Origin of the sequence: Pseudomonas danubii (assembly GCF_042980055.1) — a bacterium.
Lineage (GTDB): Bacteria > Pseudomonadota > Gammaproteobacteria > Pseudomonadales > Pseudomonadaceae > Aquipseudomonas > Aquipseudomonas danubii.
Genome location: NZ_CP116502.1, coordinates 2605392 through 2629994, shown reverse-complemented (window position 1 = coordinate 2629994; position 24603 = coordinate 2605392). Strand labels below are relative to the sequence as shown.

Genomic DNA, 24603 nt, shown 5'->3' with positions numbered 1-24603 from the left:
CTCCTACAGAACCGTAAAAACGAAAAAGCCCCCGCTGCCGCAAGGCAACGGGGGCTTTTGTCTGGTCAGGATTACATCTCGACCTGAGTACCCAGTTCAATCACCCGGTTCACCGGCAGCTTGAAGAAGCGCAGGTTGCCGTTGGCGTTCTTCAACATGAAGGCGAACAACGCTTCGCGCCAGCGGGCCATGCCCACCAGCTTGGAGGCGATCACGGTTTCACGGCTGAGGAAGTAGGTGGTGCGCATGGGGCTGAAGTCCAGCTCGTCCAGGTGGCACAGTTTCAGGGCTTCCGGGACGTCCGGTTCGTCGGTGAAACCGAAGTGCAGGATCACCCGGAAGAAACCTTCACCGTAGGAGTCCACCTCGAAGCGCCGATTTGCAGGCACCCGCGGAATGTCCTCGTAGACCACCGTCAACAGCACCACTTGTTCGTGCAGCACCTGGTTATGCAGCAGGTTGTGCAGCAAGGCGTGGGGCACGGCGTCTGGACGGGCCGTGAGGAACACCGCAGTGCCCTGCACCCGATGCGGCGGCTGTACGCGGATACTGCCGATAAAGATTGGCAGCGGCAGCCCGCCTTCGTCCAAGCGATCCACCAGCAATTCCTTGCCGCGTTTCCAGGTGGTCATGAGCAGGAACAGCACAATCCCCGCCAGCACCGGGAAGGCGCCGCCCTGGAAGATCTTCGGCACGTTGGCGGCGAAGAACAGCCCATCCACCAACAGGAATCCCAGCAGGAGCGGCACCACCAGCATCGGCGGCCACTTCCACAGCAGCAGGATCACCGCCGACACCAGGATGCTGGTGATCAGCATGGTCCCGGTCACCGCCACGCCGTAGGCCGAAGCCAGGGCACCGGAGGACTCGAAACCGAGCACCAGCAGGATCACACCCACCATCAGCGCCCAGTTCACCGCACCGATGTAGATCTGCCCCTGCTCGGCGCTGGACGTGTGCTGAATGTGCATCCGCGGGATGTAACCCAGCTGGATTGCTTGGCGAGTCAGGGAGAAGGCTCCGGAAATCACTGCCTGGGACGCGATCACCGTGGCCAGGGTGGCCAGCACCACCAGCGGAATCAGGGCCCAGCTCGGCGCCAGCAGGTAGAAGGGGTTGCGGGCGGCTTCAGGGTTTTCCAGCAGCAACGCGCCCTGGCCGAAGTAGTTCAGCACCAGCGCCGGCAGCACCAGGGCGAACCAGGCCCGGGCAATGGGCTTGCGCCCGAAGTGCCCCATGTCGGCGTACAAGGCTTCGGCACCGGTCAATGCCAGAACCACCGCCCCGAGGATGGCGACCCCCATGCCCGGATGAACGATGAAGAAACGCACGCCCCACATCGGGTTCAACGCCTGCAGCACTTCCGGGTGCTGGAGAATGCCGTTGACCCCCAACCCGCCAAGGACCACGAACCAGGCCACCATCACCGGACCAAACAGCTTGCCGATGCGATCAGTGCCGTGTTTCTGGATCAGGAACAAGGCCACCAGCACCACCAGCGCCATTGGCACCACCCAGTGTTCCAGGCCGCTGAATGCCAGCTCCAGGCCCTCGACCGCCGACAGCACGGAAATCGCCGGGGTGATCATGCTGTCGCCATAGAACAGCGCCGCGCCGATCAGGCCCAGAATCACCAGCATCGAACGCAAGCGCGGATAGGAACCGGACGCCCGTCTGGCCAGCGCGGTCAGGGCCATGATGCCGCCCTCGCCCTGGTTGTCGGCCCGCAGGACGAACAGCACGTACTTGATCGAAACCACCCAGATCAACGACCAGAAAATCAGCGCGAGGATGCCAAACACCCCGTCATGATTGACCTGAACCCCATAATGGCCGGCAAACACCTCCTTGAGGGTGTAGAGCGGACTGGTGCCGATATCGCCATACACCACCCCGACCGCCGCCACCAGCATCCCCAGAGGCTTGCCCCCGGAGTGCTCGCCACTCGCCGCCTGACTACTTGCCTGACCCATCAATGACTCCTACTACTCAAGACCGGGGCTTCTTATATAGAAAGCGCAAGGTTATACAAGCGCTATTCTCTTAAGTTGCGCAGTTTGCCATGTAATTTGCAGATTCTTATTACCACTAAGGCGCCAACTAACGTCGTATGAAAGCAAGCGGGCATAACGGGAAGAAGCATAGTCCAGCGCTGGTCGTATTTCCCCCGTATAAAGCTGGTCAAGCGCGTCGACCATCGCTAGAATTGCGCACTTTTTGATCAGAGGCGCAGCCAGCGCCCAAGCGTCGCACTTGCCCCCCAAGTGATTCGACACCCAATACCGAGGTTAGACATGTCCACCCCCTCCGCGCCGGCCAACCCGAAAGTCGGCTTCGTATCCCTGGGTTGCCCAAAAGCTCTGGTCGACTCCGAGCGCATCCTCACTCAACTGCGCATGGAAGGCTATGACGTGGTGTCCACCTACCAGGACGCCGATGTCGTGGTGGTCAACACCTGCGGTTTCATCGACTCGGCCAAGGCCGAATCCCTGGAAGTGATCGGCGAAGCCATCAAGGAAAACGGCAAGGTCATCGTCACCGGCTGCATGGGCGTGGAAGAAGGCAATATCCGTGACGTGCACCCCAGCGTGCTGGCCGTGACCGGTCCGCAGCAGTACGAGCAGGTGGTCAATGCCGTGCACGAAGTGGTGCCGCCGAAACAGGACCACAACCCGCTGATCGACCTGGTGCCGCCGCAAGGCATCAAGCTGACCCCGCGCCACTACGCCTACCTGAAGATTTCCGAAGGCTGCAACCACAGCTGCAGCTTCTGCATCATCCCGTCGATGCGCGGCAAGCTGGTCAGCCGCCCGGTGGGCGATGTGCTCGACGAGGCCCAGCGCCTGGTCAAGTCCGGGGTCAAGGAACTGCTGGTGATCTCCCAGGACACCAGCGCCTACGGCGTCGACGTCAAATACCGCACCGGGTTCTGGAACGGCGCGCCGGTGAAGACCCGCATGACCGAGCTCTGCGAAGCCCTGAGCACCCTGGGTGTGTGGGTGCGCCTGCACTACGTGTACCCGTACCCGCACGTGGACGAGCTGATCCCGTTGATGGCCGCCGGCAAGATCCTGCCGTACCTGGACATCCCGTTCCAGCACGCCAGCCCGAAAGTGCTCAAGGCCATGAAGCGTCCGGCCTTCGAAGACAAGACCCTGGCGCGGATCAAGGCCTGGCGCGAGATCTGCCCGGAGCTGATCATCCGCTCGACCTTTATCGTCGGCTTCCCTGGCGAAACCGAGGAAGACTTCCAGTACCTGCTCAACTGGCTGACCGAAGCCCAGCTGGACCGCGTCGGCTGCTTCCAGTACTCGCCGGTGGAAGGCGCTCCGGCCAATGACCTGGACCTGGAAGTGGTCCCGGACGAGGTCAAGCAGGACCGTTGGGAGCGCTTCATGGCGCACCAGCAGGAAATCAGCTCGGCACGCCTGCAACAGCGCATCGGCAAAGAGATCGAAGTGCTGATCGACGAAGTTGATGAGAATGGCGCCGTGGGCCGCTGCTTCTTCGATGCGCCGGAGATCGACGGCAACGTGTTCATCGACGGTGCGGGCGACCTGAAGCCGGGTGACAAGGTCTGGTGCCGGGTCACCGACGCCGACGAATACGACCTCTGGGCCGAGACCCTGTAAGGCGTAAAAAAACTGCCAAGCCCCGCTCTCGCCACGAGATGCGGGGCTTTTTTCGGTCTATCGTTAGCCCTTGCCAATCACTTCAGGGACAAGCGGCATGCGCCACCACTCGGTCATCCACACCCCCAAACTCAGCGACTACCCGGAACTGGTCCGCGTCTGGGAAGACTCGGTGCGCGCCACCCACGACTTTCTCCCGGACAGCTATATAGAGCTGCTGAGAAACCTGGTACTGACCCGCTACCTGGATGCGGTGATGCTGATCTGTACCCGGGATCAGCGGCAACGCATCACCGGTTTCGCTGGCGTGGCAGCGGGCAAGATCGAGATGCTGTTCATCGACCCGGCTCATCGCGGCCAGGGCCTGGGCCGGCAACTGCTGCATTACGCGGTGGAACACCTGAATGCCCAGCAACTGGACGTCAATGAACAGAATCCCCAGGCCCTGGGCTTCTACTTCAAGCAGGGCTTCGAAGTGGTCGGCCGCTCCGAACAGGACGGCATGGGCCAGCCCTACCCGTTGCTGCACATGCGCCTGAAACAACCACAACTGCAGGCCCGACGCGGCTAAAAGCCACAGCGGGCAAATGGACCCGCGATTAACCGGCGCCAGGCAGGTACAATAGCCGCCCTCTTTTGATACGGCCCCTGACATGACTGACCCGATTCGTCTCTCCAAACGCCTCATCGAACTGGTCGGCTGCTCCCGCCGGGAGGCTGAGCTGTTCATCGAGGGCGGCTGGGTCACCGTAGACGGCGAAGTCATCGACGAACCGCAGTTCAAGGTCGGCGCGCAAAAGGTCGTCCTCGACCCCGAGGCCAAGGCCACCGCCCCGGAGCCGGTAACCATCCTGCTCAACGTGCCCGCCGGCCAGGATCTGGACAGCGCCCTGGCATCCATCGGCGCCGACAGCCTGTCGGATGAGCACCGCTACGGCAAACGTCCGCTGCGCGGGCACTTCCTGCGCCTGACCGCCAGTGAAGACCTGCAGCCCAACGCCAGTGGCCTGCTGGTGTTCACCCAGGACTGGAAAGTGCTGCGCAAGCTGACGGCCGATGCGGCCAAGATCGAGCAGGAATACGTGGTCGAGGTCGAAGGCGAGATGATCGACCACGGCCTCAACCGCCTGAATCACGGCCTGACCTACAAAGGCCGCGAGCTGCCGCCGGTCAAAGCCAGCTGGCAGAACGAAAACCGCCTGCGCTTCGCCATGAAGAACCCGCAGCCGGGCGTGATCGCGCTGTTTTGCCAAGCCGTCGGCCTCAAGGTCGTCGCCATTCGCCGCATCCGGATCGGCGGCGTGTCCATCGGCAAAGTGCCGCTGGGCCAGTGGCGCTACCTGTCGGCCAAAGAAAAGTTCTAAAACCGCCCCCATTCAGACGCCGTGCCCTGGCGCGGCGCTCAACGCGCATTGATCAGGACTGTAACCATGATTCATAACGATGTACTGCGCAGCGTGCGCTACATGCTCGACATCAGCGACAAGAAGGTCGTGGACATCATCAAGCTCACCGGCTTCAAGGTCAGCCTGGACGACATCGTCAGCTACCTGAAGAAGGACGAGGAAGAAGGCTTCGTGCACTGCCCGGACGAAGTCATGGCGCATTTCCTCGACGGCCTGGTGATCTTCAAGCGCGGCAAGGATGAAAGCCGTCCGCCGCTGCCGATCGAACTGCCGGTGACCAACAACATCATCCTGAAGAAGCTGCGCGTGGCCTTCGAGCTCAAGGAAGATGACATGCACGCCGTGCTCAAGGCCGCCGACTTCCCAGTGTCCAAGCCTGAGCTGAGCGCGCTGTTCCGCAAGTTCGGCCACACCAACTACCGCCCTTGCGGCGACCAGTTGCTGCGTAACTTCCTCAAGGGCCTGACCCTGCGGGTTAGAGCTTAAGACAGCTGCAAGCCTCAAGCTGCCAGTTCAACGCTTGTAGCTTGCGGCTTGTGGCTCAAAGCTTGAGGCCTGCCAAATGACCTACAGCGTTTCGCCCATCGGTTTCGTGCGCTCCTGTTTCAAGGAGAAGTTCGCCATCCCGCGCCAGCCGCAACTGGCACCCGCCGCCCGTGGGGTACTGGAACTGGTGGCGCCCTTCGATCAGGGCGAGGCGGTGCAAGGGCTGGAGCAGGTCAGCCATGTCTGGCTGCTGTTCCTGTTTCACCAGGCCCTGGAAGACAAGCCGCGGCTCAAGGTGCGCCCGCCGCGCCTGGGGGGCAACAAGTCCATGGGGGTCTTCGCTACCCGAGCGACCCACAGACCCAACGGTATCGGCCAGTCGGTGGTCAAGCTGGACAAGGTCGAGGCCAACCGCCTGTGGATCTCCGGCATCGACCTGCTGGACGGCACACCGATCCTCGATATCAAACCCTACGTGCCTTACGCCGACATCATTGCTGCGGCGAGCAATGACATCGCCAGCGCTGCACCACAGTTGATACCAGTGCAGTGGCAGGACATTGCCCTGCAACAGGCTCAGACCCACGCTCAGCGCCTGCAGGAGCCCTTGGTGGAGCTGATCGAGCAGTGCCTGGCCCAGGACCCGCGCCCGGCCTATCAGGTGCCTACTGCCGAGCGGGAATACGGCGCGCAGTTCTGGGACCTGGATGTGCGCTGGCATTACCCCGAGCCAGGGCTGATCCGGGTGTTGGAAGTAGTCCCGGTGGGCTGAACCGCGGAAACGAAAAAGCCCGCGTTGCCTTGACAGGCAACGCGGGCTTTTTTGCGTTCGGGAGATCGTGCCCAATCAGCACCAATGCGCTGCTTGGGCGATCTTCGCGAGCAAGCTCGCTCCTACTTCTCGACGAAGGCGCGCTCGATCAGGTAGTCGCCCGGTTCGCGCATGCGCGGCGAAACGGTCAGGCCGAAGCTGTTGAGCACTTCGCTGGTTTCTTCCAGCATGCTCGGGCTGCCGCACAGCATGGCGCGGTCGTCCTGCGGGTTGATGGGTGGCAGACCGATGTCGCGGAACAGCTTGCCGCTGCGCATCAGGTCGGTCAGGCGGCCTTCGTTCTCGAACGGCTCGCGGGTCACGGTGGGGTAGTAGATCAACTTCTCACGCAGCGCTTCGCCGAAGAACTCGTTCTGCGGCAAGTGCTCGGTGATGAACTCGCGGTAGGCGACTTCGTTGACGTAGCGAACGCCGTGGCACAGGATCACTTTTTCGAAACGCTCGTAGGTTTCCGGATCCTGGATCACGCTCATGAACGGCGCCAGGCCGGTGCCGGTGCTGAGCAGGTACAGGTGTTTGCCCGGCTTCAAGTCATCCAGCACCAGGGTGCCGGTAGGCTTTTTGCTGATAATGATCTCGTCGCCTTCCTTCAGATGCTGCAGTTGGGAAGTCAACGGACCGTCTGGAACCTTGATGCTGAAGAATTCGAGATGCTCTTCCCAGTTCGGGCTGGCAATGGAGTAGGCACGCATAAGCGGACGGCCATTGGGCTGTTGCAGGCCGATCATCACGAACTGACCGTTCTCGAAGCGCAGACCCGGGTCGCGGGTGCACTTGAAGCTGAACAGAGTGTCATTCCAGTGATGAACACTGAGGACACGCTCGTGGTTCATGTTGCTCATGTACGGGGGCTCCTAGAAATTGCCTGCGCTGACCATGAGCGCAATTGCACAGCATTCTAATGGCGGCGACAATATCTGTTAACTGGATTATTAAGATAAGGGTTATCGGTTATATCGATATGCGATTCACTCTCCGTCAACTGCAAGTCTTCGTCGCCGTCGCCCAGCAAGAGAGCGTTTCTCGCGCTGCCGGGCTCCTGGCCCTGTCGCAATCGGCGGCGAGTACCTCGATCACCGAGCTCGAGCGCCAATCCAGCTGCCAGCTGTTTGATCGCGCTGGCAAGCGCCTAAGCCTCAACGCCCTGGGCAAACAGCTTTTGCCACAAGCGGTGGCGCTGCTGGACCAGGCCAAGGAGATCGAGGATCTGCTCAACGGCAAGTCCGGGTTCGGCTCACTGTCGGTGGGCGCCACCCTGACCATTGGCAACTACCTGGCGACCCTGCTGATCGGCAGCTTCATGCAGGTGCATCCGGAAAGCCAAGTGAAGCTCCATGTGCAAAACACTGCGCATATCGTGCAACAGGTGGCCCACTACGAAATTGATCTGGGTCTAATCGAGGGCGACTGCAGTCACCCAGATATCGAGGTGCAAACCTGGGTCGAGGATGAGCTGGTGGTGTTCTGCGCGCCCCAGCACCCTTTGGCCAAACGCGGCCACGCCACCATGGAGGAGCTGACCCACGAAGCCTGGATTCTCCGGGAGCAGGGTTCCGGGACACGCCTGACCTTCGACCAGGCCATGCGTCATCATCGCAGCGCGCTGAACATCCGCCTGGAACTGGAGCACACCGAAGCCATCAAGCGTGCGGTGGAGTCGGGATTGGGGATTGGTTGCATCTCCAGGCTGGCGCTGCGAGATGCCTTTCGTCGTGGCAGCCTGGTGCCAGTGGAAACACCGGGCCTGGATCTGGCCCGGCAGTTCTACTTCATCTGGCATAAACAGAAGTATCAGACTTCAGCCATGCGCGAGTTCCTCGAACTGTGCCGTTCCTTTACCGCCGGGGTACAGCGAAGCGACGAAATCGTCCTGCCGAGCATTCCTTAGATCAGGATCACGGCCCACACGATGGTGATCATGCTCAGGGCGACAAATTGCGCCGCGCTGCCCATGTCCTTGGCGTTCTTCGACAACGGGTGACGATCCAGGGAAATCCGGTCGATCGCTGCCTCCACCGCCGAGTTGAGCAATTCGACGATCAGCGCCAGCAGGCACACGGCAATCAGCAGCGCGCGCTCGACCCGGCTGACGTTGAGCAGAAAGCTCAAGGGAATCAGGATCACGTTGAGCAACACCAACTGACGAAATGCCGCCTCGCCGGTGAAGGCGGCGCGCAAGCCATCGAACGAATAGCCAGCGGCGTTGAGGATACGTTTGAGACCGGTTTGACCTTTGAAAGGCGACATAAGCTGAGCAACTGAAAAAAAGGAGTGAGGAAACTAGTTCAACCAAAGTCAAAAAAGCGTGAACAAGCAGCCGGTTAATGGCTGGAAATTGACTCAAGTTGTTGCAAGAGCAAGGCCGCCTGGGTACGGGTGCGAACCCCGAGCTTGCGGAAAATTGCCGTCACGTGAGCCTTGATCGTCGCCTCGGAAACACTCAGCTCATAAGCGATCTGTTTGTTCAACAACCCCTCGCAGACCATGGTCAGTACCCGAAACTGCTGAGGCGTCAGGCTTGCCAGGCCTTCACTGGCGGCCTTGGCTTCCGCCGAAACACTGACTTCTTCAAAAGCTTGCGGCGGCCACCAGACGTCACCATCGAGGACACTGCGCACCGCCTGCTGAATGACTTCCAGGGAGCTGGACTTGGGAATGAAACCGCTGGCCCCGAACTCGCGGGAACGAACCATGACGGACGCTTCTTCCTGCGCCGAAACCATCACCACCGGAATCTGCGGATACTGCCCACGCAACAGCACCAGGCCAGAAAAACCGTAGGCACCAGGCATGTTCAGGTCCAACAGCACCAGATCCCAGTCAGCTTTTTCGGTGAGGCGGGCTTCCAGCTCGGCGATGCTCGCCACTTCCACCAGACGCACATCAGGACCCAGGCCCAGAGTGACAGCTTGATGCAGTGCGCTGCGAAAAAGCGGGTGGTCATCGGCAATCAGGATTTCGTATGTGGCCATTTTTCAAATGATCCTGTTTTTCATGGCAGGACTGATGCATTCAGCCCTCACCCAGCAACATGGGGGGCTCGCCAGAATGCGATACCCAAAGAGCACGAACACCGCGAAAAGCCTGAGCAAAACGGTGGTTCAAACAGCGCTGGCGCCCTAATCGGCGCCAAGCATGCCCAGCGAAGCCAGGGTGGTCAAGCGTGAAGCTTTGCGGCATCTTAGCCAGCTAACTAATAAGAGAGCCCTCATGCGAAGCCAAGCCTTGCGTGCCGATGTCCTGATGCTGATCACCGCTGTCATCTGGGGGGCTGCGTTTGTCGCACAATCCTCCGGCATGGATCATATCGGCCCCTTCCTCTATTCCGGCCTGCGTTTTGCTCTGGGCTCACTCTGCCTGCTACCACTGGTACTACGCAGAACGCCCGCTGATCGCCACCCCGCCCCCCTGCTCAATCGTGGCCTGTTGCTGGGCGGCGTACTCATGGGCCTGGCCCTTACTCTGGGGATCAACCTGCAGCAGGTCGGTCTGATGTTTACCAGCGTAACCAATGCCGGGTTCATCACCGGGCTCTACGTCATTGTAGTGCCGCTGCTGGGACTGCTGATTGGCCACAAGACGGGACTAGGTACCTGGCTCGGCGCGGTGCTGGCCGTGGTGGGCATGTTCCTGTTGACTGTCAGCGACAGCTTTCACGTTGCATCCGGCGACTGGCTGCAATTGATCGGCGCCTTTGTCTGGGGCGCACACGTGATTCTGGTGGGAGTATTCGCCAGCCGCCACGACCCGATTCGCCTGGCCTTCCTGCAATTTGCCACCTGTTCGGTGGTGAGCCTGATCCTCGCGCTGTGCCTGGAGCCGATTCACTGGAACGCGATTGTCGCCGCCGGTCCGGCCATTCTTTACGGGGGCGTGATTGCTGTGGGCATCGGCTACACCCTGCAAGTGATTGCCCAGAGGGACGCGATCGCCTCCCACGCGGCAATCATTCTGTCCCTCGAAGCCGTGTTTGCCGCCATCGCCGGGGCCTGGCTGCTGGATGAATCACTGCAGCTGCGCGGTTACTTCGGCTGCGCACTCATGCTCAGCGGCATGTTGGTGGCCCAGCTATGGCCGCAAAAACCCCAGGCCAGCGCCGCCACTACACAAAGGGCTTGAGCCGGGAGTGCACTTCATCCAGAGGATCGATGGCCTTCTGGAACTTCGCCGACAGGTAATGAGTGCTGAATACGTCAAGGTAGGCGTCCATGACCTGGCTGACCTGCTCGTCCCCCGCCAACTCCAGGCACAGGGCAGCTACCTCGGCGGTACAGAAATGGTCGTCACGCTTGGAGCGCCGCAACTTGTAGCGCGAGAGCTTCTCCGATGACAGGCTCAGCACCGGCAAGTGCTCAAGATAGGGGCTCTTGCGAAACATCTTGCGGGCTTCGCTCCAGGTGGCATCCAGCAGAATGAACAGCGGGCGCTTGCCTTCCTGCTGCCGGACCTCGCTGACCACTCGCTCGGGGGCCACGAACTCTCCGGGAAAGACGATATAAGGCTGCCACTGCGGATCAGCCAGTAAGGCCAGCAATTGCGGATCGACCTCGGTACGGGACCAGTGAAACGCCCAGGTATCGGCAATCACATCAGCGATCAACCAGCCGGTATTACTCGGTTTGAGCGGCTCCACATCGTGCATCACCAGGCACATGGCCGACTCGGCGCTGACCTTGGGCCGCCAGGCACACAGGCAGTGGCTGGGAATCACTCGGCAACGCGGGCAGCGCTCAGCGCGTGAGCCCCGCGCAAAAAAGGGTTTGACCGCACGAGCCATGCGCAGATCACGTAGACGGGATACAGCATGGCTCATCGCTGAGCACACCGGCAAAGGACAGGAATCGACACGGAAATAACTCGAAGGGGTAAAAAGTCGGACAAGTTTATCAGAGCCATCAGTTCAAACCTGTACCGCCTTCCTAGCTCTCCCCCTATAATTCGTCGCCACTGAACGCACAGTCGAGTGGCTGGTCGAAGCATCAGTCACTGCACCAGGAGAGTTTCATGTTGCGCTTTACCATCCCTACCGTCGCCCTTCTGCTGGCCTTGCCCCTGGGTGTCCAGGCTGCGTCCTTGCAAGAGTTCGAACTGAGCAAAATGCTGGAGAAGGTCGCTGCGGAAAGCAACGTCGGCACTCCCCGGGAAGTCAACGAGAACATTCTCGATCAGGGTTATACCGTTGAAGGCAAGGAGTTGATCAATCACCTCAGCGTCCAGGCCGGCCACGCCGAACAAATGCGCGCCAACCCCAAGGCCGTCTACTTGCAGCTGGGTGCCAGCGTCTGCCGTAACCCCAACTACCGCAAGCTGATGGCCAAAGGCGCAGTCATGCGCTACGAGTTCACCGAAAACCGCACCAATCGCCCTGTAGCCTCGGCGCGCTTCCAGGAATCGGATTGCCCTTCCCAAAACACGCCCAAGAAGAAGTGAATCAAGAACGGGACGCGCGCCGCTGCTGATCATCAGCGCGCAACTCCGCTACCAGGGCCTGCAGATATCGCGAAGGCCGCTCCTCCCCCGCCAAGCGACGCCGGCACTCTTCCTCAAGACTCAAATGATGGGCTGCCGCCGCAGCTTGCAACAACTGGTACAACTGCGGATCGACTTCCAGCACGACAGTGGTCATCCCTTGCCTCCCTGCCCTCGGCTTGCACGGACGGATGGCCGCGCCCCCTTCCTGGAGCCGGCTCCTGAACCAAGCGCTGCACTTTAGTAAATCAGAGGCTCGAGCCCTTGCCGCGGCGCCTGACCAATGGTGCCAAGGCCGCTAAATTCACTAAGAAGCGGTTGCCAGCCAAGACTTTATGGGCACATGATCAAGTCATGTCCGAAGGTTCCCATCGATTGTTCCAGGACGGTTCAGGAGGCCGTTCTTGTGCGTCTTGCAGTGCAATTTTTTCTTAATAAAGGAAAGCAGAACCTCTGTGGATACCTCGATTGCTGCCCAGCGACGGTCAGCGGTGATCGGGTCAAGAGAGTTGCTCACACGCTGGGCTGAGCAGGCAGCGACACAGGCTGTGTCGTGGCACGTTCGAATACCTCGGCCGTGCACAAGGTTCTGTGCAGAAGGAGAAGCTGAATGCCTTACCAATCGAATGACCTGTTAACTCGTCATTTCCAAAGCAAGGGCGTCGACCTCACAAGCCAGGTCGAAGCGCAACTCAACCAGATTGCCCCCAACAGCCCGAATATCCCCCTCTACCGCGACATGGTTCTCACCGTCCTGCGCATGGCCGAGGACGACCTCAACCGCTGGAACGCCAAGATTACCCTGCAAGCGCTGCGCGAGCTGGAACACGCCTTCCGGGTACTGGAACAGTTCAAGGGCCGGCGCAAAGTGACGGTATTCGGCTCGGCGCGAACGCCCAGCGAACATCCGCTTTATGCCATGGCCAAGGAACTGGGAGCAGCCCTGGCCCGCTCGGACCTGATGGTGATCACCGGCGCTGGCGGCGGCATCATGGCAGCGGCTCATGATGGCGCAGGGCTGGAGCACAGCCTGGGCTTCAATATCACCCTGCCCTTCGAACAGCATGCCAACCCCACCGTGGGCGGCACGGAAAACCTGCTGTCGTTCCACTTCTTCTTCACACGCAAGCTGTTTTTCGTCAAGGAAGCCGATGCCCTGGTGCTTTGCCCTGGTGGTTTCGGCACCCTGGACGAAGCCCTGGAGGTCCTGACCCTGATCCAGACCGGCAAAAGCCCTCTGGTACCGGTGGTATTACTGGACGCACCTGGCGGGCAGTTCTGGCAAGGCGCCCTGGACTTCATCCATAACCAGTTGGAGGCCAATCGCTACATCCTGCCCAGCGACATGAAGCTGGTGCGCCTGGTACACAGCACCGAAGAAGCAGTTAAGGAAATCCAGCAGTTCTACGCCAACTTCCACTCCAGCCGCTGGCTGAAACAGGAGTTTGTCATCCGCATGAACCACAGCCTCAATGAGCAGGCGCTGGAACACATGCAGACAGCATTCGCCGACCTGTGCCTGAGTGGCCAGTTTCGGCAACATACCTACAGTGGAGAGGAGCACGACGAAGTTAATTTCAGCCATCTGACGCGGCTATCGTTCGTTTTCAACGCTCGTGACAACGGCCGTCTGCGGGAACTGATCGACTTTATCAACCTGCCGGAGAACTGGACCAGGCAACAATCCGAGACCCGCCAGCGCGCACGAGAAACCAGTAAAGTCAGCTGACCTGCACCATCACCCGCTGCACCAGGCAGCGGGTACAACCTCAGTCATCCATCCCTCGGCCGCTCAACAGACGGCCGATCATGTCCATGGAATACCCGCGATAACTCAGAAAGCGCCCTTGCTTGGCCCGTTCACGGGCATCCACAGGAAACTGCCCGGCAAACTTGCGCTGCCAGACGTCTCGCAACTGCTCTTGCCAGTCGATACCGCACTCGCGCAGCGCAAGATCGATATCACCTCGCTGCAAGCCACGCTGGCTGAGCTCTTCGCGAATACGCATCGGCCCGTAACCTGAGCGCGCACGATAGGAAACAAAACTTTCGAGATAACGGGATTCGGACAGCAGCCCCTCTTCCGTCAAACGGTCCAGGGCGGCTTCGATCATTTCAGGAGGAGCGCCGCGCTGACGCAGTTTACGCGTCAGCTCGACTCGACCGTGCTCGCGTCGCGCGAGCAGGTCCATTGCAGTTCGCCGCACCGCGACGAGGGTATCGAGTACGGCGGTCATTGGATCAATCAGATATCAGCGTCGGCCATATCGTCTTCGGTCTCTTTCACCGGATTGGCTTTGACGTCTGGCGAAGCGGTCAGCAGCTTCTCGCGGATCTGCTTCTCCAGCGCGTTGCCGATTTCCGGATTGTCCTGCAGGAACTTGGCCGAGTTGGCCTTGCCCTGGCCGATCTTGTTGCCCTGGTAGCTGTACCAGGCACCGGATTTCTCCAGGAAACCATGCAGCACGCCCAGATCGATGATTTCGCCGTTGAGGTAGATACCCTTGCCGTAAAGAATCTGGAACTCGGCCTGACGGAACGGCGGAGCCACCTTGTTCTTGACGATCTTGACTCGGGTTTCGCTACCGACCACCTCGTCGCCTTCCTTCACCGCACCGGTACGACGGATATCCAGACGAACCGAAGCGTAGAACTTCAGCGCGTTACCACCGGTGGTGGTTTCCGGGCTGCCGAACATCACGCCGATCTTCATACGGATCTGGTTGATGAAGATCACCAGGCAGTTGGCATTCTTGATGTTACCGGTGATTTTACGCAGCGCCTGGGACATCAGGCGGGCTTGCAGGCCCACGTGCATGTCACCCATCTCGCCTTCGATTTCAGCCTTGGGCACCAGGGCCGCCACGGAGTCGACGATGATCACGTCAACCGCGTTGGAGCGCACCAGCATGTCGGTGATTTCCAGGGCCTGCTCGCCGGTATCCGGCTGAGAAACCAGCAGGTCGTCGACATTGACACCCAGCTTGCCGGCGTATTCCGGATCCAGCGCGTGCTCGGCGTCGACGAAGGCACAAGTGGCACCAGCTTTCTGCGCCTGGGCAATGACCGACAGGGTCAGAGTGGTCTTACCGGACGACTCAGGGCCGTAGATTTCAACGATACGGCCTTTTGGCAGACCGCCAATGCCCAGAGCAATGTCCAGACCCAGAGAGCCAGTGGAAATGGCCGGGATCGCCTGACGGTCGTGATCGCCCATACGCATTACGGCACCCTTGCCGAATTGACGTTCGATCTGACCCAGGGCCGCAGCCAAGGCTTTCTTCTTGTTGTCGTCCATTAAAGTCCTCACGTAATCAATAAGGCCTGACGGCCAACACCTGTATAAGTAGCCAGTATTATTCCACAGCGCTCGAGGATCGCCTACCCCTGATTTGCGATTTCTGCTGCAGCGTGTTGCAGCAACCCCTCTAGCGCGGCCTTCACCGTTTGTCGGCGAACCTCATCGCGATTCCCGGGGAAGTGTCGGCACTCGGAGGTCAACGTCTCTCCCGCGCCCCAGGCCAGCCAAACCGTACCCACCGGCTTCTGCGCAGAACCGCCATCCGGACCAGCGATGCCACTGACCGCCACCGCAAAATGCGCATGACTCTTGGCCTGTGACCCACGGACCATGGCCTCTACCACTTCACGACTGACCGCACCAACCGAATTGAACAAATCGGCCGGCACATTCAATTGAAGGGTCTTCTGGCGGTTGGAATAGGTGACATAACCGGCCTCAAACCAGGCCGAACTGCCCGGGATCCGCGTGATCGCCTCGGCAATCCCGCCGCCAGTGCAGGATTCCGCCGTGGTGACGTGGGCATTCAGAACCTGCAGACGCCGGCCGAGTTCAGCGGCAAGCTGGGTAATTTCTTTCACAGTTCTCTCCTGATGGGGCTGGCGTGTGCTTACCGTACACCAGGAAAGAAGGCTTGCAAGTGACAAGCTGTCAGGAAAACCAACGGCTCTGGAACAAGGCTTCAGAGGAGCTGGCGCGAACAGTCCATCATTGCGCCAGGAACAGCACCAGCCACCAAGCTGACGCGGCCAGTCCAGTGATCAAAGCCTGCCGAAATGAGCAAAAGCACCGGCGCCTGTTGATCCACCTTCTCTGCGCAGACAGGTCAGGCCAGCAAGTCCCAAGTCAAAGCTATCGCGCCACCCGGAGTGGATGCGTATGCCCACAAGGCCTGGCCTGCGGGAATACGGATCGGGTACGGCATGACAATCTCGGAGTCGCTGCCGGAAATGCTAGAGCCGTTGCCAGAGAAGATGACGGCCGAATTGGAGATGGAAGAGCCGGTCGGTCCCACATACAGGTCGACAACACCGGTCGAGGTCTTGATCAACCCCGTCTGGATGATCAGGCCACCGGTGTTTTGAGCTGCCGAAACGATCTCCACAATCCCTTTTGGAAATACGGTAATGAAGTGCTTGCCCATGGTTACTGCGTTCATATTTTTCACCTTTGAGTGGAATGTTCGGTCACTGAGAGTGCCGTTTTCATGTCGCTCAAAGGCGATTGCCCAAGGCTCGAGGCCTTCACATGATTCAAGGTTCCGCAGCGGGAACATTTGATCTGGAGCTCGGTAAACTCGCCCACACGGGCGAGCAGTCGTTTGCAGTTGCCGCATCTGCATTCTTTTAACATCTGCAAGTCCATTTGATTTCAGTCACTCCACGCGCCTACACAAACCGCGGCAGCGATCCATCTTCATACACGCCTCAAGGCCCTCAGCGCATCGCCGGGGCACCTTGCAGCAACGCCTGAGACTCCCGCACCCACTGCTGCAACGCTTTCAGTTGCTCGGCGTTTGCGTGGCATTGGCTGTAGTTGTCGACGACGCTGGCGGCGACGGTAGAGAGTGCAAGGCCCGAGGTGGCGTCATCAGCGACGCCGGGGCCTGCGGCCATGGGCAGGTTGGCGGCGCCGGCGTCGTGCACCCGGACAAAACCAGCAGGTACAACGCAGGCGTTATCAGCCGCTTTCGAAACATAGATAGGAACCTCCTTGGTGATAGTGGCGCCCGCCTGATAGACCTTGACGACGCGATCGACGTACTCGACCACCACCTTCTCCTTGACCCGGCCCAACGCCTGGCCCTGCTCGAAGGATTGCTGCAGTCGTGCCTCGTCCAGGCGCTGCTGCTTACTGCGTTCGCTGCCGGCACCGCTGACGAAGCCAAGGGCATAGAGCAACCCAGCTACGACGGCGAGAACCAGCCAACTGCGGATATTCATCACGCCCTCCCTTGACCGATGTGAAATGCATCAAGTGGCCTGCAAAAATCCCTGTAGCCGCTGCCGCAGGCTGCGAAAAGGTCCGCAGGACCTTCCCTCCAGGTCCAATCGCAGCCTACGGCAGCGGCTACAGAAGGTGCCCGCCTCCCCATGAACTCAGACCACGGGCAGGCACAGCACCGCCCGCGCCCTGGCCCAGAGTTGCAGGCGATCCTGCAAGCCGTTCAAACCGCCATTGATACGGCGGGTGATGCTGTTGAACTCATCGCGATCAGCCAGAGCATTAAGCCCGCCGCGCTCCCAAAACCAGGCCGCCGACTCGGCGGCCCATTGCGGCTGCTCCAGCAGTTCCGGCAACTCCAGCAGGCGCTCATCGCCAAACAGCCCGAGGCTGCACTGGCGATAGTTGCTGCGCCCGGTGATCTGGATCAGCCCACGCCCGCGATACCGCTGGCCGTCGCCATCGGCCTCGGGGGTGTTGCCCAGGCGTGCCGCGAGCGTGCCGGTGTCGTACTTGCTCAGGTATTGATCACTGCCCAGCTCGCGCACGTATTGCAGTTGCCCGGATTCGTGGCCGATCTGGGCGAGAAAGGCCGCCTGGCGCTTCGGCGTATCGATCTGCCGATGAGCCATGGCGGTGTTGAGTGGAGAAACAAAAACGCCCGCTTGGCGGCGGGCGTTAGGCATGATTTGTTGCAGTTGTTGTTCGGTTATAGACATATACAACCTTCAATCGAAAAAGCGTCCTTGGAGCACCGTGACATTTTACAGAGTCGTCTCAGAATGAGATGTGCACATAGGACGCTCTCCTACCCCTGCTGGCGGCCCTAGTTCATCTGCCAACATCCAGCGCATACGCTCGATCGGGTCAAGCGGAATAACCGACTCCTCGACAAACCAAAAAGACACGCCACCGGGAACGTCCTGACGAGCAATTTCATCGATCGTCAATCCGCAATTGCAGGGTGTCAAAGATGCAACTGGCTCACCAGGCAACTGATAAACAATACGCATAGCCATTACTTACCTCCGAAAATCTGCACGCTATTGTAAGGAAAGTCTGTCGGCTGAAAGTTTGCGCCTGTTCCCATACCAGAAGCGCTAATACTGACAACACGCAAAGAGGTAGAAGTGGGAGTAGTTGTGGCTCCTGAGGCGAGATTCAACGAGTTGTTACTTCCTCCAACCGTATAGCAATAACTAAATCCAGCATTCGTCAGTACACCAGGGATAATGTTGACAGTGAAGTCGCCGACACCATTATCTGTGATGCTCGATACGTTGTAACTATCTCGAATAGTGACCGCTCCGGTCCCATTCCAACTTACCCAGGCTGAGCATGTTCCCTTAGCAGCGCGGTACTTCCTGGGGGTTACTATCAGTGAGTCGTCAATGCCGGAATCGACTTGAGCCTGAGTACTCAACCTCGCAGTTCCCTGCTTGTTTTCGGTTGCCTGGGCCGCTTGGGATGCAAGTGCCGCAATGTCTATATTTCCCTGATTAATCGGAGCATTCCAAGCTTTGATACACCACATGACAGCCAGGTTGCGTGGACGGGTTTCAATGCCACCCGATGAATTTGTCCTTAAGTTTTCATCCTCAGTGACTCCATTCCCTGTATCGCCATAGACCCAGGAGTCAAATACATTTCCAGCGTATGAAGAGTCCTTTACTGAGTGTGTATGACTCTTGAACTCATCAGCTTGCCAACTGCCAAGTCCCCTTCCCGCATCCACCCCCCGACCATGATCCCAACCCCGCAGGAACTCTCCCCGCGACTCCGGCAAACGGAAGTTACCCGCGCCCTCGCCCCCGGTGTTGAAGGTCGTCCCCAGATAAGCCGCCAGATCCGGATAGGTCGCAGCACTCTGCACACTACCATCCACCTCCAGGAATCCCGGTGGCACCGTACCCTTGGGAAACGGCACCATGGCCCCCACCGGTAAGGCCGACATGTTCTTCAGCAACGCTTCGATCTCGGCCTTGGTGTAGGTCACCGACTTGGTGTACGCATCGGTGATCCCATACTCGGCCAAGGTCGTGCGTATCTTTTCCGGCGGAATCGAATCGCGCACGATCGCCTTGATCGCCGCCAACAACTGGTCATGCTCGGCCTCGGCCGGCTCCTTCCCACCCGCACGAATCACGTTGAGCAATTCATCGGTCACCGCATTTCCCCAGTCGGAAGAAATCAGTGAGCCGACTTGCCCCGTGACCGGGTTCTCGTCGACAAACTTCCCATTAACCAACCCAACACTTGGCACACTCTTTGGATAATCCACTCGTCTGTCCTCTCGTTGTCATTCATCCACGCCGACACAGCTCGGCGTGGACATAGTTAGAAAACTGGAAAAGAAAACGCCCCGGCGAGACGGGGCGTTTATTGAACTTGTTTGGCAATCCAGGGGGGCGCTAGCGGACGCAGACCGGCATCGGGGAAATCCACCGATTGCGGCCAGTCGCGCAGGGCTTGCATATACACCAGCAGCTCCTTGAATTGCTCCCCATCAATACTCGTCGGGGCTTGAATTTCGAGCTGGTCGCGATGCCGCTCACGCAGCCACATCACCGAAGTCAGTTCGGTATCACGCCAGTTGCGCTCCGAATCTTCTTTGGTAGGCAAGGCAGTTGTTGCACTGTCGATATAGGCTTGTACCTGCGTTTCGGACATTGGCAACAAGCTGCTCGAGATGAAGTACTCAGGGGCATCCTCATCGTAGGCATGGACTGCGTTGGTCTCGGGGTTATGGAAATACTTCATGTGCGCAACTCCGACCAACACAAGTTAACTGGATTGTTGAGTGTGACTGTATAAGTGGCTCCTGCTGGCACTACGAACGCTGCGTGATAGGCCGAGAAAGATACGTCCACAGGACCTACCCGGGCGTAAACAGCTCCACTCGAGATCGCCACATGCACCTGAATTGGCCGCCCTGTCGTGTTGGTGTAGACCGTTCCAGAAACCCGGCTCGTTGTAAGGTTCTGCCAGACTTGACCATCGCCCAGGCCACGTGGTCTGGCCTCAAGTGCCGCAACGTTTGCGGCCAGGCTTGCGATGTCGATGTTTCCCTGATTGACAGGTGCGTTCCAGGCCTTGATGCACCACATGACTGCCAAGTTGCGAGGCCGGGTTTCTGCCCCTCCTGTCGCTTCCAAGCCAACTGACGACAATACACCTGCTGACGTATACCCTGGGGACCCTAACCCAGTACCTGCGTATGCTCCGTATTGCACACGGTGGGTATGAGACTTGAACTCATCCGCCTGCCAACTGCCAAGCCCCCGTCCTACATCCACCCCCCGCCCATGATCCCAACCCCGCAAAAACTCCCCTCGCGACTCAGGCAAACGGAAGTTCCCCGCGCCCTCGCCCCCGGTGTTGAACGTAGTCCCCAGATAAGCCGCCAAATCCGGATAAGTCGCAGCGCTCTGCACACTGCCATCCACCTCCAGGAACCCCGCCGGCACCGTGCCCTTGGGAAACGGCACCATGGCCCCCACCGGCAGGGCCGACATGTTCTTCAACAGTGCCTCGATCTCCGCCTTGGTGTAGGTCACCGACTTGGTGTAGGCGTCGGTGATGCCGTACTCGGCCAAGGTGGTGCGAATCTTCTCTGGCGGTATCGAATCACGGACGATCGCCTTGATCGCCGCCAGTAACTGGTCATGCTCGGCCTCGGCCGGCACCTTGCCACCCGCACGAATCACGTTGAGCAATTCGTCGGTAACCGCGTTTCCCCATTGCGAGGAAATCAGTGAGCCGACTTGCCCCGTGACCGGGTTCTCGTCGACAAACTTGCCGTTCACCAGCCCTACGCTGGGAACACTTTTCGGATAATCCACTTGTTCTTGTCTTCTCTAGTCATAGTTGATGTACACCTGGGTATGCGCCGGTGCACTGCGATGGATCAGGCACTCCAAGGCGCTGCCCGGGTTCATGCCAAAACGTTCGCCCCAATAGCTCGCGCCGAAGCGCCGGCCCAGTTGCAGGCGGCCGCCGGTATTGAGGGTCCACATGAAATTCGCCCGCCAGGTGCCGAAATGCGCGTGACCAAAACGTGAGCGGCCCATGCGCGGAGTGCTCAGTTCGGTGACGCTGGCATTGGGGTAGCCCTGGCTGCGGGCGATTTCGACGAAGTAGGCGGCGCGCTGGCTGCCCACCGCCAACAGGCGGCGGCGCACGGCCAGGCGCCGGTCTTCGAACAGCGGGGTCAGGCCCAGGCAGGGATCGGGCAGGTTCATGACCTTTTCCCAATCGGTCACCAGTTCGCTGACGCTGGCCGGGTCCATTTCGTTTTGCAGGTCCACGGCCCGGGCGTCGATGCGCGCCAGCTCCTGGGAGATGCCCTGCAACACTCGCTCAAGCTCCGGCACCCGCTCCGGGTCCCAGGCCGGGCCGCTGGGCAGCAGGCTGTGCAACTGATCCTGGTACTGGGTGGCGCTTCTTATTGCTGCCATTGGCAACCTCCGAATACCAGCAACTGATTATTCGCCGCCGGAACATCGGCCAAGGGCGCCAGCAGTTGGTGATCCTGCTCGCCGGTAGCGCTGCTGATGGCTTCGCGGATATGGCTGAGCAACAGGGTCTGGCCCAGGCCCGCCTCGCGGCTGTGCAGATCGCGCAGCTGGTCCTCGACGGCGGCGCGCACCGCGCTGGTGTCGGGAGTCAGGCGCAGTCTGTAGGTCACCGGCAGCATCACCGGGGCCAGCACATGCACCTCGGCGGTCACCGGGCGCAGCGGCTCGATATACGCCTGAACCTGCGCCAGTTGCTCGGCGTTGGGGATCGGCTGCGGGTCATCGTCACGCATGACGAACAGGCCCACAGTGCCCGGCCCCAGGTAATTGCGCCGGCACCAGGCGCGGGTGATCCCCGGGCATTCCAGGGCCCAGGTTTCGTAGTCGTCCGCCGAACCGCCGTGGGGAATGATCCGGTAGGAGCGAATCACCCGGGAGCGCAGGGATTCGAGGCTTTCCCGGGCCACGCCACCGCTCAGCCCCGGGGCCAGGACGGTGAACGCGTTGCCGATGCCTTGCACCGGCTGCACCGCGGTCAATTCCAGGCCCGCATCGGCATTGCCCAGGGTCCCGCCATCGACCGCCTGGATCGTGGTGCTGTTGAGCCCCGCGATGGTGGTGCGGGCGGCCATCACCTTGTAGCTGCGGCCGTCGCTGCTCTGCAGCAGGGTGTCGACATCCAGCACGGCACCGGCCGCGGCGTTGAAGCTGACGCTGCCACGGGCGGCCTGGGCCACCTTGCGTGGCTGGTTCAGACGCAGCGCAGCGATGCGTTCCAGGGTCGACTCATCGGCCTTGTCCGGGAGGATCTGTTCGGCGATCCAATCCAGGTAGCCATACAGGCCAAAGGCGGCACCGCTCAGGGTGCGGGCCAGCACTTGGGCATCGGACTGGCGCAGCGAGTCGCTGGCCAGGTCGCTTTGGGTGCGCTGAATCAGCACCGGCAGCGAAGGGGTTTCAAACGGCATAGGTCACCTGCCAACTGTGAGTGGGGTTGAGGTCCAGGCGTTCGCCGTCGGCCAGGATCAGCACCGTGCGCAGGTTCAGTCGCTGGGCGTCGAGGCGCTCGGTCATGATCTCCACGGCGTTGCAGTGGCCATCGTCGATCAGCCACTGCAAGGCCTCGCGGGCATAGAACTCGGCGTCGAGCTGGGTCTGCCGGCTGAGCTTGACCCGGCGCAGCAGCCACAGCCGCGAGCCGATGCGGTCGTCGGCCACCGTGGGAAAGCTATCGCCCCACCAGCCGTAGCGCTGGTCATCGTCCAGGGCGTCGTCATCAGCAGCACGGCGCCAGGTGAACAGGCTGATTTCCACGGCCCGGGTCAGGGCGTTCTTCAGGTCATAGGTGGCAAACATGCTTAACCTCCCACCGGCGCGCCGGTCTGCCCCGGGCCGGGTTGCACGCCGCTGTGGACGTGGTTGATCTGGCTGATACCGGCGGCGACCTGATCGCCCTGGGAGACGATCTTGCCGCTCATGCTCAGGGTCGGGCTGTCGATGTTGACGCCGCTGCTGGCGCGGATATTCAAGGTCGCGGTGTCGATGTCGATGACCCGACCGCGCTTGAAGTGGATCTTGTCGCCCTCGTCGGTGTAGATCGCCACTTCGCCGGCGGCCAGGGCCTGCAAGCGGTAGCGCCGGTCCGCCACCACCAGCACCACCGCGTGGGAACGGTCGCCACCGAGGAAGGTGGCAATGCCCTCGGCGCCGGCCAGGGGATTGCTGGTGAACCCGTAAGGCTCGAAATGCTCCATGTCGTCGTTGACCTCGCCGGCGGTGAGGCGCATTTGCAGCGATTGCAGTTTGTTGGCCGAGTTGGCGAGCACCACGGTGCCCCGCGCCAACAGGCGTGTCAGTAGGCTCATGCTGAGTTCCTTGGAGGGTAGGAGCCGGCTTGCCGGCGAACAGGGGTTGCGCGGTTTCGTGCCGGATGCCTTCGCCGGCAAGCCGGCTCCTACGGATGGGCGCGGGTTTCAGGTTTTGCCGGGTGTCGGGTTGGCGTCGAAGGTGTGAGGCGGGGCCACCTGCAGGGTGGTGATCGAGCCCTGCTCGGACAGCGACCAGGTGACCTTGGAGATCAGCATGTCCTGATCAAACCCCAGCACCGGATCGATCACTCGCACCAGGGTGTTGTGCCTCCACAAGTCGCCATTGCTCTGGCGCCAGCCCTGCACCTGATAGGTGGTGGTCAGGGCCTTGCCGGTGCGGGTGCCGCGCTCCCAGTCAGCGCGCTGCTGAGCCAGTTCCGCACTCAGTTGCGCCGCCTCGCTGATCACCGTCACCCGTTTGCGTGAAGCACTGGCATCGCTGGACTGGCCGGATACTTCGCTGACTGCAGCCCCACTGCTCTGGTCGCTACCCTTGTGCTGGCCGATCACCCGGTACTCGGAAAACACCGCGGAAAAATCCATGGCGGCATTGGCCGAGAGAATGTTCTTGCCCAGCTCCAGGGCATCGCTGGCGCGCCCACCACTGCCCGGCGCCGCCAGCAGCAGGTAACCGTCAGCGTCGTCGGTGGAAAATACCCGGTACAGAGTCAGCAAACGGTCGATGGAGGCGAACACCGTCTCCCCCGGCACGATGCTGTGGGTGTGCAACTTGCCGGTCGGGGCGATCTCGCTGCGCACCCCGACCCCGTAGGATGCAGCCAGGGCGCGGACGATGCTCAGCACGTCCTGCTGGCGCCACTGGCTCGGCCGGTTGATGGCCGCGCAATCCACCAGATCCTGGGTCAAGGAACTGCCCTGGATGCTCAGGCTGATCTGCTTGCCGTCGTAACTGATCGGCGCCTTGTAGACATGCCCGGTGAGCACCAGATCGCAACCGATGCGCACCTGGCAGCGAGCGCCCGGACGGATGCGTACCTGCGCATCCTGCCCCGGCCATTGCCAGGTGATGTTGAGGCTGAAGGTACGGAACTGACGCTCCAGGTCCGCACTGATTTCGACGCTTTTCCAGCCGCTGTAATCCAGTCCGTCCACCGTCAGGGTGACGATATTTGCCAATTCGTCCATGA

At 60.4% G+C, this 24603-nt stretch carries 31 protein-coding genes; 9 read left to right on the top strand and 22 right to left on the bottom strand.

All coding sequences use genetic code 11. The annotated features are described in order from the left end of the window. Nucleotides 1-71: 71 nt before the first annotated feature. Nucleotides 72-1913, bottom strand: a complete 1842-nt coding sequence (locus tag PFZ56_RS12165; protein WP_372820914.1) for a potassium transporter Kup — start codon at nt 1911-1913, stop codon at nt 72-74. Nucleotides 1914-2294: 381 nt separating this feature from the next. On the opposite strand from PFZ56_RS12165, the gene rimO reads away from it, so the two are divergent. The 5 genes from rimO to tsaA all read left to right on the top strand — a co-directional run bounded on the left by rimO (nt 2295) and on the right by tsaA (nt 6296). Further along, nucleotides 2295-3632, top strand: coding sequence for a 30S ribosomal protein S12 methylthiotransferase RimO (gene rimO / locus PFZ56_RS12160; RefSeq protein ID WP_047284184.1), 1338 nt, complete (start codon nt 2295-2297; stop codon nt 3630-3632). Between the two features lie 97 nt (nt 3633-3729). After that, complete coding sequence (locus PFZ56_RS12155; RefSeq protein WP_102861435.1) at nt 3730-4203, top strand: GNAT family N-acetyltransferase; 474 nt, start codon at nt 3730-3732, stop codon at nt 4201-4203. A gap of 82 nt (nt 4204-4285) precedes the next feature. Next, complete coding sequence (locus PFZ56_RS12150) at nt 4286-4996, top strand: rRNA pseudouridine synthase (RefSeq protein WP_102878598.1); 711 nt, start codon at nt 4286-4288, stop codon at nt 4994-4996. A 66-nt stretch (nt 4997-5062) separates the two neighbouring features. Then, the gene (locus PFZ56_RS12145) at nt 5063-5524 is read left to right on the top strand and encodes a DUF1456 family protein (protein ID WP_110594980.1); all 462 of its coding nucleotides are present in this window, start codon (nt 5063-5065) and stop codon (nt 5522-5524) included. 76 nt (nt 5525-5600) lie between these two features. Next, on the top strand, nt 5601-6296 hold the full coding sequence (gene tsaA / locus PFZ56_RS12140; RefSeq protein ID WP_170001052.1) for a tRNA (N6-threonylcarbamoyladenosine(37)-N6)-methyltransferase TrmO: 696 nt from the start codon (nt 5601-5603) through the stop codon (nt 6294-6296). A gap of 122 nt (nt 6297-6418) precedes the next feature. On the opposite strand, the gene fpr is transcribed toward tsaA, so the two are convergent. Then, complete coding sequence (gene fpr, locus PFZ56_RS12135; RefSeq protein WP_016966062.1) at nt 6419-7198, bottom strand: ferredoxin-NADP reductase; 780 nt, start codon at nt 7196-7198, stop codon at nt 6419-6421. Between the two features lie 119 nt (nt 7199-7317). On the opposite strand from fpr, the gene PFZ56_RS12130 reads away from it, so the two are divergent. Continuing rightward, entirely contained in the window at nt 7318-8244 is a 927-nt protein-coding gene (locus PFZ56_RS12130; protein WP_102861432.1) for a LysR family transcriptional regulator, read from the top strand. Here the strand turns inward: PFZ56_RS12130 and PFZ56_RS12125 are convergent. Further along, entirely contained in the window at nt 8241-8603 is a 363-nt protein-coding gene (locus PFZ56_RS12125; RefSeq protein WP_011059587.1) for a diacylglycerol kinase, read from the bottom strand. The genes PFZ56_RS12130 and PFZ56_RS12125 overlap by 4 nt on opposite strands. 74 nt (nt 8604-8677) lie before the next feature. Next, nucleotides 8678-9328, bottom strand: coding sequence for a response regulator transcription factor ErdR (erdR, locus tag PFZ56_RS12120; RefSeq protein WP_102861431.1), 651 nt, complete (start codon nt 9326-9328; stop codon nt 8678-8680). Nucleotides 9329-9566: 238 nt separating this feature from the next. On the opposite strand from erdR, the gene PFZ56_RS12115 reads away from it, so the two are divergent. After that, entirely contained in the window at nt 9567-10475 is a 909-nt protein-coding gene (locus PFZ56_RS12115) for a DMT family transporter (protein ID WP_170001053.1), read from the top strand. Here the strand turns inward: PFZ56_RS12115 and PFZ56_RS12110 are convergent. Beyond that, nucleotides 10459-11169 carry a tRNA-uridine aminocarboxypropyltransferase gene (locus tag PFZ56_RS12110; protein WP_102878594.1) on the bottom strand — a complete coding sequence of 237 codons (711 nt, stop codon included), beginning with the start codon at nt 11167-11169 and terminating at the stop codon, nt 10459-10461. The two genes, PFZ56_RS12115 and PFZ56_RS12110, sit on opposite strands and share 17 nt — an antisense overlap. Before the next feature lie 191 nt (nt 11170-11360). On the opposite strand from PFZ56_RS12110, the gene PFZ56_RS12105 reads away from it, so the two are divergent. Continuing rightward, on the top strand, nt 11361-11786 hold the full coding sequence (locus PFZ56_RS12105; protein ID WP_102861428.1) for a quorum-sensing-regulated virulence factor family protein: 426 nt from the start codon (nt 11361-11363) through the stop codon (nt 11784-11786). A gap of 1 nt (nt 11787) precedes the next feature. Here PFZ56_RS12105 and PFZ56_RS12100 read toward each other — a convergent pair whose 3' ends face one another. Beyond that, nucleotides 11788-11982, bottom strand: coding sequence for a hypothetical protein (locus PFZ56_RS12100; protein WP_110594975.1), 195 nt, complete (start codon nt 11980-11982; stop codon nt 11788-11790). Between the two features lie 453 nt (nt 11983-12435). On the opposite strand from PFZ56_RS12100, the gene PFZ56_RS12095 reads away from it, so the two are divergent. Then, nucleotides 12436-13554, top strand: a complete 1119-nt coding sequence (locus tag PFZ56_RS12095; RefSeq protein ID WP_170001054.1) for an LOG family protein — start codon at nt 12436-12438, stop codon at nt 13552-13554. A gap of 40 nt (nt 13555-13594) precedes the next feature. Here PFZ56_RS12095 and recX read toward each other — a convergent pair whose 3' ends face one another. From recX to PFZ56_RS12015, 16 genes are all read right to left on the bottom strand, one after another. Further along, the gene (gene recX / locus PFZ56_RS12090; RefSeq protein WP_102878592.1) at nt 13595-14062 is read right to left on the bottom strand and encodes a recombination regulator RecX; all 468 of its coding nucleotides are present in this window, start codon (nt 14060-14062) and stop codon (nt 13595-13597) included. Between the two features lie 8 nt (nt 14063-14070). After that, nucleotides 14071-15123, bottom strand: coding sequence for a recombinase RecA (recA, locus tag PFZ56_RS12085; RefSeq protein ID WP_011059579.1), 1053 nt, complete (start codon nt 15121-15123; stop codon nt 14071-14073). Nucleotides 15124-15206: 83 nt separating this feature from the next. Further along, nucleotides 15207-15707, bottom strand: coding sequence for a CinA family protein (locus tag PFZ56_RS12080; protein ID WP_110594973.1), 501 nt, complete (start codon nt 15705-15707; stop codon nt 15207-15209). Nucleotides 15708-15952: 245 nt separating this feature from the next. Then, complete coding sequence (locus tag PFZ56_RS12075; RefSeq protein WP_102861423.1) at nt 15953-16285, bottom strand: hypothetical protein; 333 nt, start codon at nt 16283-16285, stop codon at nt 15953-15955. Nucleotides 16286-16290: 5 nt separating this feature from the next. Beyond that, nucleotides 16291-16485, bottom strand: a complete 195-nt coding sequence (locus PFZ56_RS12070; protein WP_262379215.1) for a Com family DNA-binding transcriptional regulator — start codon at nt 16483-16485, stop codon at nt 16291-16293. Between the two features lie 77 nt (nt 16486-16562). Further along, on the bottom strand, nt 16563-17069 hold the full coding sequence (locus tag PFZ56_RS12065; protein WP_170001055.1) for a hypothetical protein: 507 nt from the start codon (nt 17067-17069) through the stop codon (nt 16563-16565). A 156-nt stretch (nt 17070-17225) separates the two neighbouring features. After that, nucleotides 17226-17789 (bottom strand): glycoside hydrolase family 19 protein, encoded by a 564-nt coding sequence (locus tag PFZ56_RS12060; RefSeq protein ID WP_170001056.1) that lies wholly within the window; start codon nt 17787-17789, stop codon nt 17226-17228. Between the two features lie 45 nt (nt 17790-17834). Further along, nucleotides 17835-18089, bottom strand: coding sequence for a hypothetical protein (locus PFZ56_RS12055; protein WP_170001057.1), 255 nt, complete (start codon nt 18087-18089; stop codon nt 17835-17837). Further along, nucleotides 18089-19351, bottom strand: coding sequence for a tail fiber protein (locus PFZ56_RS12050; RefSeq protein ID WP_346010511.1), 1263 nt, complete (start codon nt 19349-19351; stop codon nt 18089-18091). The genes PFZ56_RS12055 and PFZ56_RS12050 overlap by 1 nt, the downstream gene beginning before the upstream one ends. A gap of 98 nt (nt 19352-19449) precedes the next feature. After that, nucleotides 19450-19830 (bottom strand): phage tail assembly chaperone, encoded by a 381-nt coding sequence (locus PFZ56_RS12045; protein ID WP_102878588.1) that lies wholly within the window; start codon nt 19828-19830, stop codon nt 19450-19452. Beyond that, complete coding sequence (locus tag PFZ56_RS12040) at nt 19827-20912, bottom strand: phage tail protein (protein ID WP_102878587.1); 1086 nt, start codon at nt 20910-20912, stop codon at nt 19827-19829. The genes PFZ56_RS12045 and PFZ56_RS12040 overlap by 4 nt, the downstream gene beginning before the upstream one ends. 15 nt (nt 20913-20927) lie before the next feature. Beyond that, complete coding sequence (locus tag PFZ56_RS12035; RefSeq protein ID WP_170001058.1) at nt 20928-21527, bottom strand: YmfQ family protein; 600 nt, start codon at nt 21525-21527, stop codon at nt 20928-20930. Further along, nucleotides 21515-22555 (bottom strand): baseplate J/gp47 family protein, encoded by a 1041-nt coding sequence (locus PFZ56_RS12030; protein WP_170001059.1) that lies wholly within the window; start codon nt 22553-22555, stop codon nt 21515-21517. The genes PFZ56_RS12035 and PFZ56_RS12030 overlap by 13 nt, the downstream gene beginning before the upstream one ends. Then, a complete protein-coding gene (locus tag PFZ56_RS12025) occupies nt 22545-22943 on the bottom strand; it encodes a phage GP46 family protein (protein WP_102861417.1) in 399 nt (132 codons plus the stop codon). The genes PFZ56_RS12030 and PFZ56_RS12025 overlap by 11 nt, the downstream gene beginning before the upstream one ends. A gap of 2 nt (nt 22944-22945) precedes the next feature. Beyond that, on the bottom strand, nt 22946-23452 hold the full coding sequence (locus PFZ56_RS12020; protein WP_170001060.1) for a phage baseplate assembly protein V: 507 nt from the start codon (nt 23450-23452) through the stop codon (nt 22946-22948). A 108-nt stretch (nt 23453-23560) separates the two neighbouring features. Next, nucleotides 23561-24601 carry a phage baseplate assembly protein gene (locus tag PFZ56_RS12015; protein WP_170001061.1) on the bottom strand — a complete coding sequence of 347 codons (1041 nt, stop codon included), beginning with the start codon at nt 24599-24601 and terminating at the stop codon, nt 23561-23563. Between the last annotated feature and the right edge of the window lie 2 nt (nt 24602-24603).